The sequence below is a fragment of the Neomesorhizobium albiziae genome (genome assembly GCF_900114255.1).
GTDB lineage: Bacteria > Pseudomonadota > Alphaproteobacteria > Rhizobiales > Rhizobiaceae > Neomesorhizobium > Neomesorhizobium albiziae.
The window spans coordinates 57096-70600 of record NZ_FOSL01000009.1 but is presented as its reverse complement, the minus strand read 5'-3'; the positions used below and the strand labels follow the sequence as shown (position 1 = coordinate 70600).

Annotated in this window: 14 protein-coding genes; 2 read left to right on the top strand and 12 right to left on the bottom strand. The window is 63.9% G+C overall.

Annotation, left to right across the window (positions count from 1 at the left end; all coding sequences use genetic code 11):
* Positions 1–62: 62 nt before the first annotated feature.
* The 6 genes from pimC to F3H98_RS15780 all read right to left on the bottom strand — a co-directional run bounded on the left by pimC (position 63) and on the right by F3H98_RS15780 (position 6884).
* Complete coding sequence (gene pimC / locus F3H98_RS15805; protein WP_149761110.1) at positions 63–1265, bottom strand: pimeloyl-CoA dehydrogenase large subunit; 1203 nt, start codon at positions 1263–1265, stop codon at positions 63–65.
* Positions 1266–1433: 168 nt separating this feature from the next.
* Positions 1434–2618 carry an acetyl-CoA C-acyltransferase gene (locus tag F3H98_RS15800; RefSeq protein ID WP_149761109.1) on the bottom strand — a complete coding sequence of 395 codons (1185 nt, stop codon included), beginning with the start codon at positions 2616–2618 and terminating at the stop codon, positions 1434–1436.
* Positions 2619–2640: 22 nt separating this feature from the next.
* Entirely contained in the window at positions 2641–4728 is a 2088-nt protein-coding gene (locus F3H98_RS15795; RefSeq protein ID WP_149761108.1) for a 3-hydroxyacyl-CoA dehydrogenase NAD-binding domain-containing protein, read from the bottom strand.
* A 10-nt stretch (positions 4729–4738) separates the two neighbouring features.
* Positions 4739–5560, bottom strand: a complete 822-nt coding sequence (gene pcaD / locus F3H98_RS15790; RefSeq protein WP_149761107.1) for a 3-oxoadipate enol-lactonase — start codon at positions 5558–5560, stop codon at positions 4739–4741.
* Between the two features lie 86 nt (positions 5561–5646).
* Positions 5647–6555: an RNA polymerase sigma factor gene (locus F3H98_RS15785; RefSeq protein ID WP_149761250.1), complete on the bottom strand. Its 909-nt coding sequence runs from the start codon at positions 6553–6555 to the stop codon at positions 5647–5649.
* Between the two features lie 26 nt (positions 6556–6581).
* Positions 6582–6884 (bottom strand): hypothetical protein, encoded by a 303-nt coding sequence (locus F3H98_RS15780; protein ID WP_149761106.1) that lies wholly within the window; start codon positions 6882–6884, stop codon positions 6582–6584.
* A gap of 199 nt (positions 6885–7083) precedes the next feature.
* Between F3H98_RS15780 and F3H98_RS15775 the strand changes: the two genes are divergently transcribed.
* Complete coding sequence (locus tag F3H98_RS15775; RefSeq protein ID WP_149761105.1) at positions 7084–7482, top strand: tautomerase family protein; 399 nt, start codon at positions 7084–7086, stop codon at positions 7480–7482.
* 49 nt (positions 7483–7531) lie between these two features.
* On the opposite strand, the gene aztD is transcribed toward F3H98_RS15775, so the two are convergent.
* The 4 genes from aztD to aztA all read right to left on the bottom strand — a co-directional run bounded on the left by aztD (position 7532) and on the right by aztA (position 11515).
* Complete coding sequence (gene aztD, locus F3H98_RS15770) at positions 7532–8734, bottom strand: zinc metallochaperone AztD (protein ID WP_149761104.1); 1203 nt, start codon at positions 8732–8734, stop codon at positions 7532–7534.
* A gap of 87 nt (positions 8735–8821) precedes the next feature.
* Positions 8822–9763 carry a zinc ABC transporter substrate-binding protein AztC gene (aztC, locus tag F3H98_RS15765; RefSeq protein WP_149761103.1) on the bottom strand — a complete coding sequence of 314 codons (942 nt, stop codon included), beginning with the start codon at positions 9761–9763 and terminating at the stop codon, positions 8822–8824.
* Positions 9764–9787: 24 nt separating this feature from the next.
* Positions 9788–10654: a zinc ABC transporter permease AztB gene (gene aztB / locus F3H98_RS15760; protein ID WP_149761102.1), complete on the bottom strand. Its 867-nt coding sequence runs from the start codon at positions 10652–10654 to the stop codon at positions 9788–9790.
* A 3-nt stretch (positions 10655–10657) separates the two neighbouring features.
* Positions 10658–11515 (bottom strand): zinc ABC transporter ATP-binding protein AztA, encoded by an 858-nt coding sequence (gene aztA / locus F3H98_RS15755; RefSeq protein ID WP_149761101.1) that lies wholly within the window; start codon positions 11513–11515, stop codon positions 10658–10660.
* A 205-nt stretch (positions 11516–11720) separates the two neighbouring features.
* On the opposite strand from aztA, the gene F3H98_RS15750 reads away from it, so the two are divergent.
* The gene (locus tag F3H98_RS15750) at positions 11721–12107 is read left to right on the top strand and encodes a Fur family transcriptional regulator (protein WP_149761249.1); all 387 of its coding nucleotides are present in this window, start codon (positions 11721–11723) and stop codon (positions 12105–12107) included.
* A 97-nt stretch (positions 12108–12204) separates the two neighbouring features.
* Here F3H98_RS15750 and F3H98_RS15745 read toward each other — a convergent pair whose 3' ends face one another.
* Together F3H98_RS15745 and F3H98_RS15740 are read right to left on the bottom strand one after the other, a co-directional pair.
* Positions 12205–12543, bottom strand: coding sequence for a hypothetical protein (locus tag F3H98_RS15745; protein ID WP_149761100.1), 339 nt, complete (start codon positions 12541–12543; stop codon positions 12205–12207).
* Positions 12544–12604: 61 nt separating this feature from the next.
* On the bottom strand, positions 12605–13420 hold the full coding sequence (locus tag F3H98_RS15740) for an SDR family NAD(P)-dependent oxidoreductase (protein ID WP_149761099.1): 816 nt from the start codon (positions 13418–13420) through the stop codon (positions 12605–12607).
* Between the last annotated feature and the right edge of the window lie 85 nt (positions 13421–13505).

Below are 13505 nucleotides of genomic sequence, written 5' to 3'. Positions count from 1 at the left end.
CGGGGAGAGGAGAGCGGCTCCGGCGCCGCGCCTTCTCCCCGCAGGCGGGGAGAAGGGAGCCCTCACAGCCCCAGCACCGCCTTGGCGATGATGTTCTTCTGGATTTCGTTCGACCCGCCGTAGATCGAGACCTTGCGGAAGTTGAAATAGGTGGGCGCGGCGGAGCCGGCATAGGCCGGCTCGATCGGCGGCTCGTTGGAGCCTTCGTCTGGCTCGCCCTGGTAGGGCATTGCATGCGGGCCCATCACGTCCATCAAGAGATGCGTGGTCGCCTGCTGGATCTCCGATCCCTTGATCTTGAGGTAGGACGAGGCGGGATCGGGCTTGCCGGTGTTGCCGCGCCTGGCGTCGGCGGCCACGACCCGAAGCTGGGTCAGTTCCAGCGCCTTCAAGTCGATCTCCACCGAAGCGAGCTTTTCGCGGAAACGCGGGTCGTCGAGCAGTGGCCGTCCACCCGAAAGCTCCTTTGCCGCGAGTTCGCGGATGCGCGCGATGCGCTGCTTTGACATGCCGACGCGCGCAATGTTGACGCGCTCGTTGCCGAGCAGGAATTTGGCGTAGTCCCAGCCCTTGTTCTCCTCGCCGACCAGGTTTTCGACCGGCACCTTCACATCGGTCAGGAACACTTCATTGATCTCGCGGCCGCCATCCATGGTGACGATCGGGCGAACCTCGATGCCGGGCGTCTTCATGTCGATCAGAAGGAACGAAATGCCTTCCTGTTTCTTGGCTTTCGGATCGGTGCGGACGAGGCAGAAAATCCAGTCGGCATATTGCGCGAGGGTCGTCCACGTCTTCTGGCCGTTGACGATATAGTGGTCGCCGTCGCGGATGGCGCGGGTCTTCAGCGAGGCAAGGTCGGAGCCGGCGCCGGGCTCGGAGAAACCCTGGCACCACCAGTCGTCGAGATTGGCGATGCGCGGCAGATAGTGCTGCTTCTGCGCGTCGCTGCCGAAGGTGTAGATGACCGGGCCGACCATGTTGACGCCAAACGGCAATGGCTGCGGCGCCGGGAATTTCTGCAACTCCTCAAGGAAGATATACTGACGCATCGGGTCCCACCCGGTGCCGCCATATTCCTTCGGCCAGTGAGCCACCGCCCAGCCCTTGTCATTGAGCGTGCGCGTCCACTGCACGAGGTCGTCGCGGTCCATGTGGTCGCCGTCGACCAGCTTGCGCCGCGTCTCGGCAGGCAGGTGATCGCGAAAAAAAGCGCGCACCTCCTCGCGGAAGGCGGTTTCCTCGGGCGTGAAACGAAGGTCCATGGTTATTTCTCCATACCGCTTCGACCCCCACTCCGCCTCGTTTTGCTCGGCACCTCTCCCCCGATCGACGGGGGAGAGGAAACACCTGCTACATGAGGCGCACTTCCTCTCCCCCGGGCAGGGGGAGAGGTGCCGAGCAAAGCGAGGCGGAGTTGGGGGTGCTTCATCTCAATTGATTTCCAGCAATCCGGCCGCACCCATGCCGCCGCCTACGCACATGGTGACGACCGCATATCGGACGCCACGCCGTTTGCCTTCGATAAGCGCGTGTCCGGCAAGGCGCGCGCCGCTCATGCCATAGGGGTGTCCGACAGCGATCGCGCCGCCATCGACATTGAGTTTCGCCGGGTCGATGCCAAGCCGGTCCCGGCAATAGATCACCTGAACGGCGAAAGCCTCATTGAGTTCCCAGAGGCCGATGTCGTCGACACCGAGGCCGTGGCGTTCGAGCAGGCGCGGCACCGCGAAGACCGGGCCGATGCCCATTTCGTCGGGCTCGCAGCCGGCAACGGCGAAGCCGCGAAAAACGCCGAGCGGTGTCAGGCCACGACGCGAGGCTTCCGTGTCACTCATCATCACGCAGGCGCAGGCGCCGTCGGAAAGCTGGCTGGCGTTACCGGCGGTGATCGTGAAACCTTCGCCGCGCACCGGCTTCAACCCAGCCAGCCCCCCAAGCGTGGTGTCGGCGCGGGGTCCCTCGTCGTGCTCAAGTTCCACCGGCTGGTGGCTGACCTCCTTGGTCTCCTTGTCGACCACGGCCATGCTGGTCCTGACCGGCACGATCTCGGCAGCGAAGCGGCCAGCCTCGCGTGCGGCGGCGACCCGGCGCTGGCTCTCCAGCGCATATTCGTCCTGGCGCTCGCGGGCGATGTTGTAGCGCTTGGCGACCACTTCCGCCGTATCGATCATCGGCATATAGACGTCCGGCTTGATCTGCATCAGGAGGTCGTCCTTCATGCGGAACAGGTTGCGGTGGTCGTTCTGCACCAGGCTGATGGATTCCAGCCCGCCGGCGATGCCGACGGGAACGCCGTCGTTGCGGATCGCGTTGGCCAGAACCGCCATCGACTGCAGACCGGATGAACACTGGCGGTCGATCGTCGTGCCGGCGGTGGTGACGGGCAACCCGGCGGCCAGCAGGGCGCGGCGCGCCACATTGAGGCCGGTGGTGCCCTCCTGCATGGCGCAGCCCATGATCACGTCCTCGATCTCTTCGCCGTCCACGCCGGCGCGCTCAAGTGCGGCGCGGATGGCGTGCGCGCCGAGCGTCGCGCCGGTGGTGTCGTTGAGAGCGCCGCGATAGGCCTTGCCGATCGGCGTGCGGGCTGTGGATACGATGACGGCATCGACCATTGTTGTCTCCCCTTGGTTTGTGTCAGGCGGCCTGGGCGGTCTTTTCCGAGAAGGAACCGCCGGATGCGGCGAGTTTCTTCAAGAGGGCCGCCGGCTTGAATGCGTCCTTACCGGTGCGGCCATGCCAGTATTCCAGCCGCTCGACGATCTTCTTGATGCCTTCGAGCTCGGCGAAAAACATCGGCCCGCCCTTGCCGATGGGGAAGCCGTAGCCGTTCACCCAGACGATATCGATGTCGGAGGCGCGCGCCGCGATGCCTTCCTCGAGGATTTTCGCGCCCTCGTTGATCATGGGATAAAGCGTGCGTTCGGTGATTTCTTCCGCTGAAATGTCGCGCCGCTCGATGCCGCGTTCGCGCGCCTTGTCGGCGATCAGTCTTTCGACGTCCGGGTCGGGGGTCGGCGTGCGCGAGCCGTTTTCGTAGAGATAGAAGCCCCTGCCGGTCTTCTGGCCGAAGCGGCCCTGCTCGCACAGCGGGTCGGAGATGACGGCCGCCTTGCCGGTCGCCTTGCGGTTGCGCCAACCGATGTCGAGGCCGGCCAGGTCGTACATCTGGAACGGCCCCATCGGCCAGCCGAAATCGGTGAATGCCTTGTCGACCTGGTTTGGCGCCGCGCCTTCAAGCAGGAGGTTTTCCGTCTCGTCGGAGCGTGCGCCAAGCATGCGGTTGCCGACGAAGCCGGGACAGACGCCGACCACCACCGGCACCTTGCCGATCCTCTTGGAGAGGGAAAGCAGCGTGGCGAGCACATCCGGCGCCGTCTTCCTGCCGCGCACGATCTCAAGCAGCTTCATCACATTGGCCGGCGAGAAGAAATGCGTGCCGACGACATCCTGCGGGCGGCCGGTGAAGGCCGCGATCTGGTCGACGTCGAGATAGGAGGTGTTGGAGGCGAGGATGGTGCCCGGTTTGGCTGCGGCGTCGAGTTTGCCGAAGACATCCTGCTTGACGGACATGTCCTCGAACACGGCCTCCACGACGATGTCGCAATCGGCGAGGTCGGCATAGTCGGTGGTGGTGGAAAACAGCGCCATGCGCCTGGCTTTCGCCTCCTCGGTCATGGAGCCACGCGAGACCGAAATGGCATAGTTTTTCTCAATAGTGGCGATCCCGCGGTCGAGCGCTTCGCGGTTCATTTCCAGAAGGGTGACCGGAATGCCGCCATTGGCGAAGGACATGGCGATGCCGCCGCCCATGGTGCCGGCGCCGATGACGCCGGCGCGGCGGATTTCACGCGGCGCGATATCCTTGCCGACGCCGGCAACCTTGGCCGCTTCGCGCTCGGCGAAGAACAGGTGGCGCTGCGCCCGCGACTGGTCGCCGGAGACGAGTTTGACGAAAAAGTCGCGCTCGCTGGCGAGCGCCTCGTCGAACGGCAAAGTGATGGCGTTGCGCACAGACTGGGCGCAGGCGACCGGCGCTTCGAGACCGCGCGCCTTTTTTGCGAGTTCGGCGGCTTGCCTGTCGAAGGCTTCGAGGTCGGCCTTTTCGATTTTTTCGCGGCGGTCGCGCACGGCGCTGAATTTTTTACCCTCCGCGGCTCTGGCGCGCGCGAATTCAACGGCGACGGCGACCAGATCGTTCTCGGCGATCGCATCGACAAGCCCGCCCTCCAATGCTTCGCCAGCCGTGATCGGGGTGCCGGAAACGATGATCTTCAGCGCCTTCTGCGGACCGATCAGGTAGGGCAGGCGGATGGTGCCGCCGGCTCCGGGCAACAGGCCGAGCTTGACCTCGGGCAGACCGAGTTTCGCCGCCTTGTCGGCGACGCGGGAATGACAGCCGAGCGCCAGTTCGAGGCCGCCGCCAAGTGCTGTGCCATGGATCGCGGCGACCGTCGGCTTTTCGATCTTTTCCAGGGTCGCGATCAGGTCGCGCAGGTCGGGCCGCTGCATCGGCTTGCCGAACTCGGTGATATCGGCGCCGGCCACGAAGGTGCGGCCGGCACAGGCCAGCACGATAGCCTCCACCGTGGCATCGTCGCGCAGGGTCTCGAACGCCTTCATCAGCGGCTCGCGCACATGGAAGGAGAGCGCGTTCACCGGCGGGTTGTCGATGGTGATGATGGCGACGGCGCCGTCACGGGAAACTGCAACGGATTGGCTCATGGAAACTCCTTCAGACGGATTGCGCTGCCTGGCTTGATTTAACGTATCCAGCGTCCCGCAGGAATGTGTCGATCAGGCTGGCGACGGCTTCGGGCTGCTCGACGCAAGGTATATGGCCGGCGCCCGCGACGATGCGGAATTCGGATCCGCGGATCAGCTGTGCCGTCGAGCGGACCAGGTCGGGAGGGGTCGAGCCGTCCTGGTCGCCGACCATGCAGAGCACCGGCATTTTCAGCGCACGCGTGGATTCGGTAAGGTCGGCGTCGCGAATTGCAGCACATGTGCCGACATAGCCCTGGACAGGGGATCGCGTGAGCATCGTGAGATAGCCGACGAAATCGGCGTTGTCGGGCGACCGGTATGCCGGCGTGAACCAGAGCTTCATGATGCCGTCGGCGATCGAAGCGATGCCCTTTTCGAGCACGGTATCGATGCGCGTGTTCCAGGATTCCTCCGTGCCGATCTTGTGCGCGGTGTCGCAGAGCACCAGGCCGGCAACGAGATCGGGGCGAAGTGCCGCCAGTCCCTGCGCGATCAGCCCGCCGACGGAAAGGCCCACAACCGCCGCCTTTTCGATGCGGTGGTGGTCGAGCAGCGCGGCAAGATCCTTGACATGATCCGACATCGCGTAAGGCGCCGGCGTCGCTTCGGAAAGGCCGTGGCCACGCTTGTCGTAGAGAAGCACGCGGTAGCGCCCGCCAAGACGCGCCGCGACATCGTTCCAGATGCGGAAATCGGTCCCGAGCGAATTGGCGAAAACCAGCATGGGCTTGCCGGCCGCGCCGCGGAATTCGTGATGCAGGACAACGCCATTCACGCGCAGGAACGCCACGCTGAACCTCCTCCCAGGAACATACTACCGAGTATGTTGAAAATGGCAGGCGGGGTCAATCGGAGGCGGCGGCTTTTCGTGCTGCGTCAGGCGGTATCGTGGTCAACCACGATGTCCGCGGATTCGATGATATAGCGGGCATAACGGAAATCGCGGATGCCGGTAACGGTACCGTCCGCCCAACGTAGCAGTATGAAATAGGCCGGCGGCGCGGAAAGGTTGCCTGGGTCGCATACCAGGATCGCCGGTCGCCCGTCTGCCAGTCCAGCGACCAGGCGCCAGTCGCTGATGCTCGCGTAGTTGCCGAAATAGCTGGAAACCTCCTTGCGGCCGTTCAAGCGGAGATGGCTGACCAGTTCCAGCCGCACATTCTCGCCAAGCATGTTGCGCAAGGCGTCGAAATCGCGGGCGTTGAAGCGGTCGATATATGCGGCAAGCAACGAGCGTTCGGGCTCGGCAAGAACCGGTAACGGGCGGTCGTCGGGTTCGTCGGCTATCTCGCGCAACCGGGCCCGGCCGCGATGCAGCGCTGCCTTGACCGCGGGCAGGGTCATGCCCGTCACCGCAACGACTTCTTCGAGCGAATGGCCGAGCACGTCCATCAGGATGACGCAGCTGCGTTGGGTCACCGGCAGGCGCATGAAGGTGCGCAAGCTCGCCGCCGCGACGTGGCGGCTGTCCGCAGAGGCGGAAGCGTCCGCGATCAGCCCCATGTCCTCATCCGATCGGTTGTTTTCCTGGCGTGCCCGGCGGCGCAGGAAATCGAGCGCGGCATTGTGGGCGATGCGAAACAGCCAGGCCTCGACATTGGCGACGGGGCCGGCGTCCGGAAACGCCGACACCGCCTTGAGCAGCGCATCCTGCAGCACATCCTCGCCGTCGACGGCCGAACCCGTCATGCGAGCGCAATAGCGGTGCAGGCGCGGGCGCAGGGATTTCAGCAGCGCGTCGAGCGGCTGAGGCGTGGCGGCAAGGCCCGCCAGCGTCGCATTCATCAAAACCTCCGCGGCGCCGGTGCGCCTCATTCTTCGAACATCCGGTAGTTGCCGACGACCGTCGCCGCGCTGGCCTTGGGCAACTCCACGCAGCGGTGCCTCAGTCCGTCCTGGAATTTCCTGAAGGCGTCCAGTTCGTGGATGGGATCGGCGTCTTGCGCATCATCCATCTTGATATGGACGAATGTACCATCTTCGAGCCGCAAGACGAGATAGCGATAATCTCTTGGCGGGCCGGCATGCAGCTCGCCGAACACGCCTTCGATGAGGCGCTGGTTGTCGCCGGCATCTTCGGGTCTGGTCTTGTAGCGTACCAGCGTCTTTTTCATGTTCTTTCTCCTCTGCGGCGTTTGCGAAGCCATCCTGCGTGGGACCGCGCGCGCTGCCTGTCTTTGGCTAAGACGACCGCCGCACGGCGAAGGATTCGGTGGGTTCCAGAATTTTGTTCGAATCCTTCGATGGCCTTCGAGCGTCTTCCCGTCATGGCCGGCATTCGCCAGGCCAGAATGGAAAAACCAGGAGACGAGCATGCCCATGTGTTTCATCGAGGCCCCGCAAGGTCTCAATATCGATGGCAAGAAGAAACTCATCAGGGATAGTCACGTTGCCCTGCAGGAAGCCTATCCGCTCGACGATTTCCGCGTATTCATTCGCGAATATCCGCTGGAGAACGTCGGCCAGGACGGCAAACTCGCCACGGAAGTGCGTCCGGTATGTTTTCTCGAGGCGCCGCAACTGCGCAACATCGGCAGCAAGCGCAGGATGATAGAAAGGCTCGACGCGGCGATTGCCGATGCCTTTCGAGGCTTGGCCAACACCGACGAGATCATGATCTTCGTCAACGAATATCCGCTGGAAAATGCTGGCTGGGCCGGTCGCCTGCAATCCGACAATCCGGAGGCCGTGCAGGCGCTGGCGGCTGTATGACCTGCTTGCGAGAAGGCGACACGGCGCCTGCGCCGTGTCGCCTTCCGCCTCAATGCGTTTCGCCGGAGCCCCCGACGGCGACGATGTTGAACGGCTTGCCATCGAGCGGGATATCCCCGGTCTTGGCAAAGCTCGCCGCCTCGACCACGCGGATAGTGCTTTTCAGCGGATCGGTGACCAAAATGTTGTCTCCGGCAACCGCGATGCGCGGCCGCGGATCGCTCCAGTGGCCGTCCATGCTGTAAGGCTCCGTGAGGGCGAGCGACTTGGTGATGGAACCGGCCAGTACGTCGATCTGGTGCAGCCTGCCGTCCTCGGTGAAGACGTAAGCGAATTTCGGCCGCACCGGGTCGACAGCGAAATGCACGCGGCGTGCCGGCAGTTCGATCAGGCGGAAGGCGTCTTCCGTTTCCGGATCGATCAGCACGACGGCGCTCGACCCGTAATTGCCAAGGAAATATTGCAGGCCACGGCCGCCGGCCAGCGTCGTCGATTTGCCATTGGGCAGGTTGTCGGGATAGGCGAGGAAGTCGGTCTGCGGGCTGTCCTTGCCGGATTTCGCTACCAGCAGCCCCTTGGCACAGGCAATCGCAGTGAGTCGGCCGGAAGTGGCTTCCCCATGCAGGTCCGGGCATTCATGCAGATTGCCAACGCGCGCGCCGGAGCGGTCTAGCACGCGAATGCCGACCGGCAGTTCCTCGACAGGCTTTTCGGGATGCGGTTCGGTCACCAGCATATGCTCGCCAAAGGCGATGGCGACGCCGTGGTGCGGCGAAGCGGTCCTGACCTCGCGGATATGCGGCAGGCCGTCGAGCACTGTCTTTTCCGACGCGATGCGCGCCACGCCCTCATCGTCGAAGAACAGCGCGATGTCGCCGTGATGGTCGACGAAGTGCACCGGCTTCTTGCCGGCGATATCGGCATCCAACCGTTGCGGCGCCTCGATCTCGATGTCGCCGTGGTCGCCATGGTCATCGACGGAGATGCCGGTGGCGATGGCCGAGACGAGATTGCCGTCGCGCTGCACGGCAAAGACGGTGCGGCCGCTGTCGCTGGCATAGAGACTGGCAGGGCTCTTCAGGCTGAACGTGCCGATCTTTTTGCCGCCGGCCGCGTCGAGGACGTGGACGACCGGCGCGCCATGATCCGACACGAACAGCCGCCATGCCGATTTTTCGTCGGCTAACGATGGCACGGGTACGCATGCCATGATGATGGTGAGCGCGGACAGTGTCTTGCGGAAATCGTGCATTTTTCTCTCCGTTTGTAATGTTATGACATAACAATCAATGATCAAAGAAAAGGCGGAGTCCGACCCCGCCCTTCATGGAATGGCCGCTCAGCTGCCAAGTATGGCGCCGCGGATCGTAGCGACGTTGCTGCGCATCATGTCGATGTACGTGGCCGCCTTGCCTTCGGAAGACAGGGCGTCCGAGAACAGCACGCCACCCACCTTGAGGCCGGTCTCGGCTGCGATCTGTTCGATCAGGCGCGGATTGGTGATGTTTTCGAGAAAGATCGCCGACGCCTTGTCTTCCCGAACCTGCGTGATCAGAGCAGCCACGTCGGCGGCCGAGGCTTCCGCTGCGGTCGAGATACCTTCGGGCGCCAGGAAGGTGATGCCGTACTGGTGGTCGAAATAGCCGAAAGCGTCGTGCGAGGTGATGATCGTGCGCTTGTCGTCGGGGATCGACGCAATCGCCGCCTTCACCTCGTCATCGAGGGCCTTCAGCTTGACAGTGTAGGCCATGGCGTTGGCCTGGTAGGTCTGGCAGCCGCTTGCATCGGCGGCGCAGAAGGCGTCGGCGATATTCTTCACATAGATCTCGGCATTGGGCACCGACTGGAAGGCGTGCGGGTCGATGTCGCCATGGTTATGGTGGTCTTCAACCGAAGCCGGCTCCTCGCCATCATGGTGTTCGCCTTCCGCCATCTTGATGGTCTCTACCCCTTTGGTCAGCTCGACGATCGCGGCCTTGGTGGCGCTGGCTTCGACAAGGCGCTGCAGGAAACCTTCGAATTGCAGGCCGTTGACCAGCACGACATCGGCGCCGGCCATGGCGACCGCGTCGGTGGGTTTCGGCTCATAGACATGCGCGTCGCCATCGGGGCCGACCAGCGTGGTGAGTTCGATGCGATCGCCGCCGACATTCTTGGCGAAGTCGCCGATGATGGAGAAGCTGGCGACGACTTTGAGGTCGGCGGCCGCAGCCGGAAGAGCGGGCGCGGATAGAAGCGTTGCCGCGCCGAACAGCATCATGGTCCGGAGTGTCTTGCGCATAAAAAAATCTCCTGGCTGGAAAAATCAGGCGGTGCGGTGCCGGTGGTGGCGGACGCGGGAATTCAGGATGCCGCGCGTGCCAGCGACGATCGAGGCGAGGTAGATGACGCCAGCCGAGAGAATGATCGCCGGGCCGGACGGCAGCGAGAAATGGTAGGAGATGAGCAGGCCGGCGACACATGAGACGGCGCCAATAAGGATGGCCAGCGCGATCATCGGCTCAAGCCGCACCGTCCAGAAGCGGGCGGCGGCAGCCGGCAGCATCATCAGCCCTACCGAAAGCAGGGTGCCGAGTGCCTGGAAACCGCCGACGAGGTTGAGCACCACCAGCGCCAGGAAGATGAAATGCACCGGCGTGCCGAAACGGCTGACCGACCTCAGGAACAAGGGATCGAGGCACTCGGCCACCAGCGCGCGCCAGAAGATGGCCAGCGTGAAGAGCGTGATGGCCGTTATCACGCCGATCAGCGTCAGTGCGTCGTTGTTGAGGGCGAGCACGGTGCCGAACAAAACATGCATCAGGTCGACGCTGGAGCCGCGCACCGACACCATCAGCACGCCGAGCGCCAGCGAGATCAGGTAGAACGCCGCCATCGAGGCGTCCTCCTTCTGGATGGTGAAGCGGGACACCGCACCCGCGCCGAGCGCCACGACGACGCCGGCAATAAGGCCACCGATGGTCATCGGCACGATCTGCAGGCCGAACAGGAGGAAGCCGGTGGCCGCACCCGGCAGGATGGCGTGCGCCATGGCGTCGCCGGTCAGGCTCATGCGGCGCAGCATCAGGAACACGCCGACCGGGCACGAGCTCAGCGCCAGCGCCAGCGAGCCATAGAGGGCGCTGCGCATGAAAGCGAAATCGGCGAAAGGGGCGATCAGGAAATCATACATGGATCAAGCCTTGCCGCTGCCGGCGTGGAGATGCTCGGCAGGCCCGTCATGGTGATGATGGTCGTGGTGGTCATGATCGTGGTGATCGCGGCCGTCATGGCGGTGCGGGTGGGCGTGGGCTGCCGTCTCCGGCGCCTCGCACCAGGGCGCGTCGTCGCTCCAGGCTTCGTTGAATCGACGGGCCTTCAAGAGGTTTTCCGGCCGCAGGGTTTCCCTTGTCTCGCCCCAGGCGACGGGCTGGCGCGCCAGGAGCAGCGTTTCGGGAAAATGCGTGCGCACCAGGTCGAGATCATGCACGACAACCATCACGGTGCGGCTCTCACCGTGCCAGCGCTTGATGAGCGCGATGAGGTCGCCGACGGTCTTGGCGTCGACCGCGTTGAAGGGCTCGTCGAGCAGGATGAGGTCGGCGTCCTGCACCAGCACCCGGGCAAAAAGCGCCCGCTGCAACTGGCCGCCGGACAGCGTGTCTATCGGCCGGCCCTCGAACCCTTCCATGCCGACAGCCATCAGCGCTTTGCTCACGCTGGCCCTGTCTTCGGCGGTGAAACGGCCAAGCAGGCCACGCTTCGGCCACAGGCCGAGCGAGACGAGGTCGACGACGCGGGCGGGGAAGGAGCGGTCGATCTCCGACTGCTGCGGCAGGTAGGCGACGCGGGCGCCGTCATTGTGCTGGACTTCGCCAGACATCGGTTCCAGGACGCCGACGATGCCCTTCATCAGCGTCGACTTGCCGGAACCGTTGGGGCCGACGATCGCGGTCAGCGAGCCGCGCGCGACGCTGCCGTTGAGATGATGGACGGCGGGATGGCTGAAATAGCCCAGCGTCAGGTCGCGGAAGGTCAGGCTGGCTTCGGTCATGGGCTGTCCGGAAAATTTGGGGCACTGCGGCGCCCGGTGGCAATGGATATGTAACGTTATTACATATGTCAATCGAAAACGTTATGTTATTATGTTAACGAGGTGCTGCTGTCGGCTTGACCGCTATTGGTGCGACGCCATGTAATTACACTTGGCCGCAAAAATGGTCTAAGCATGCGGCCGAGCCCTTGGAGTCAAGCCATTGATCACCGTTGACCTGACCAAGAACCAGACGCTGGTGTTGAACACGCTGTCGCGCGCAAGCGGCCCGCTCAGCGCCTATACCATCCTCGACCAGTTGCGCGCCGAGGGGTTCCGCGCCCCGCTGCAGGTCTACCGGGCGCTGGAAAAGCTGCTGGAGCGCGGCCTCGTCCACCGGCTGGAAAGCCTCAACGCCTTCGTCGCCTGCGCCCACGACCATGACCACGCGCATGGGCTGACCGCCTTCGCGATCTGCGAGAAATGCGGCCAGGTTTCGGAGTTTTCCGATGAGATCGTCGAAGGGCGCTTGAAGGACTGGGCCGGGAAGAGCGGATTTCGCGCCGCCAAGACGACGATCGAGATCCGCGGCAACTGCGCCAATTGCGCGTAGCTGGCAGAAGCGGCGGGATCGCCGCGAACAACCTGCTGCCGTGTGAAAGCCGCCTGGCGCCGCGGACCGTGCGGGTCCGCAGCGCTGGCGGGCAGGCTTAATTCAAACTCTGATCCTTCTGGAAGAAAACCTCGTCGCCTTGCCGGCAGACCTCGACGGTATCGGCTGCCGTGTTCACGGCACCAGGCGTCGAAAACGATACGCACTCACCCGAGGCAAGCACGGCCTGGACCCGGATGGGGGCGGCGTCGCTGCCTTGATGGGCGAATGTGCTGACGACATTGAAGCCGTTTTCCTCGACGGTGTAATAGGCGGTTCCCGATATGCCGCTGAGCACGATGCTCTGAGCGTGGATCGGTTCAAGCCCGCCGGCGTTTGCCGGATAGGCGGCAAAGAGGGCAAGGCTGGCGGCGGCGAAGATTTGAAGCGGTTTCATGGAAATTCTCCAAGGGTTCTGTTGTTGCGTCGAAGGCGCGGCATGAGCGCCGTGTGGGTGTTCAGGCGGCCTTTTCGCGGCCGATTCCGTATCGGGCTGCCGGCGCGGCGCGCGACAGGTTCGGCATCAGCTTCTGGCGGGCTGTCTCGAAGGCGTTCCAGTCGGCGATGTCGGGCAGCGACGGGATGGTGACGAATTCGCCCTGGTCGAGCCCGGCCAAAGCGGCGTCGACCAAGTCGTCCGCCGACATCACGATCGCCTGCGGCAGGTTCTCGACCGGATTCCCGGCGATCTCCCAGAATTCAGTCGCTGTCGCGCCGGGCAGCACCGCCTGGACGCGGATGCCCTTGTCGGCAAGTTCGTGCCGGAGCGACTGGCTGAACGCGAGCACGAAGGCCTTGCTGCCGCCATAGACGCCGTTGAGCCGTTCGGGGGCGATGGCGACGACCGAGGCGATGTTGACGATCGTGCCGGTTCCACGTGCGACGAAACCCGGCACGGCTGCGTAGGTGAGCCGGGTCAAGACGCCGACATTCAGCGTGATCATGTCAGCCATCTTGCCGATGTCCGACTGAAGCAGAGGCGCGGCCGCGCCCACGCCCGCGTTGTTGACCAGCATGGCGATGGAAGCGTCGGTGCGCAGCACCTTTTCGATGCCGGCGAGATCCGCGGCATTCGTCAGGTCGGCGATGATCGTCTGGACCGACCGACCGGTGTCGTCGGTGATGCGTTTTGCCAGCGCCCGCAGCCGGTCGCCGTTGCGGGCGACGAGGATGAGGTCGTGGCCGCGCCGGGCGAGCCGGTCGGCATAAATCGCGCCGATGCCCGAAGACGCGCCGGTAATCAGGGCAGTTCCGCGGCCAGAAGAAAGTGTCATGTGGGTATCTCCTTTACCTGCCGGCCGTTCGCCGGTTTCAAAAGGGTTGTACTACCACTGGCGCGTGACTTAAATGTCGTATATA

Bases quoted from the DNA above. Each gene is read 5' to 3' on its own strand.
- pimC (WP_149761110.1), bottom strand. From the start codon at position 1,265: ATGGACCTTCGTTTCACGCCCGAGGAAACCGCCTTCCGCGAGGAGGTG.
- F3H98_RS15800 (WP_149761109.1), bottom strand. From the start codon at position 2,618: ATGGTCGATGCCGTCATCGTATCCACAGCCCGCACGCCGATCGGCAAG.
- F3H98_RS15795 (WP_149761108.1), bottom strand. From the start codon at position 4,728: ATGAGCCAATCCGTTGCAGTTTCCCGTGACGGCGCCGTCGCCATCATC.
- F3H98_RS15785 (WP_149761250.1), bottom strand. From the start codon at position 6,555: ATGAATGCGACGCTGGCGGGCCTTGCCGCCACGCCTCAGCCGCTCGAC.
- F3H98_RS15780 (WP_149761106.1), bottom strand. From the start codon at position 6,884: ATGAAAAAGACGCTGGTACGCTACAAGACCAGACCCGAAGATGCCGGC.
- F3H98_RS15775 (WP_149761105.1), top strand. From the start codon at position 7,084: ATGCCCATGTGTTTCATCGAGGCCCCGCAAGGTCTCAATATCGATGGC.
- aztD (WP_149761104.1), bottom strand. From the start codon at position 8,734: ATGCACGATTTCCGCAAGACACTGTCCGCGCTCACCATCATCATGGCA.
- aztC (WP_149761103.1), bottom strand. From the start codon at position 9,763: ATGCGCAAGACACTCCGGACCATGATGCTGTTCGGCGCGGCAACGCTT.
- aztB (WP_149761102.1), bottom strand. From the start codon at position 10,654: ATGTATGATTTCCTGATCGCCCCTTTCGCCGATTTCGCTTTCATGCGC.
- aztA (WP_149761101.1), bottom strand. From the start codon at position 11,515: ATGACCGAAGCCAGCCTGACCTTCCGCGACCTGACGCTGGGCTATTTC.
- F3H98_RS15745 (WP_149761100.1), bottom strand. From the start codon at position 12,543: ATGAAACCGCTTCAAATCTTCGCCGCCGCCAGCCTTGCCCTCTTTGCC.
- F3H98_RS15740 (WP_149761099.1), bottom strand. From the start codon at position 13,420: ATGACACTTTCTTCTGGCCGCGGAACTGCCCTGATTACCGGCGCGTCT.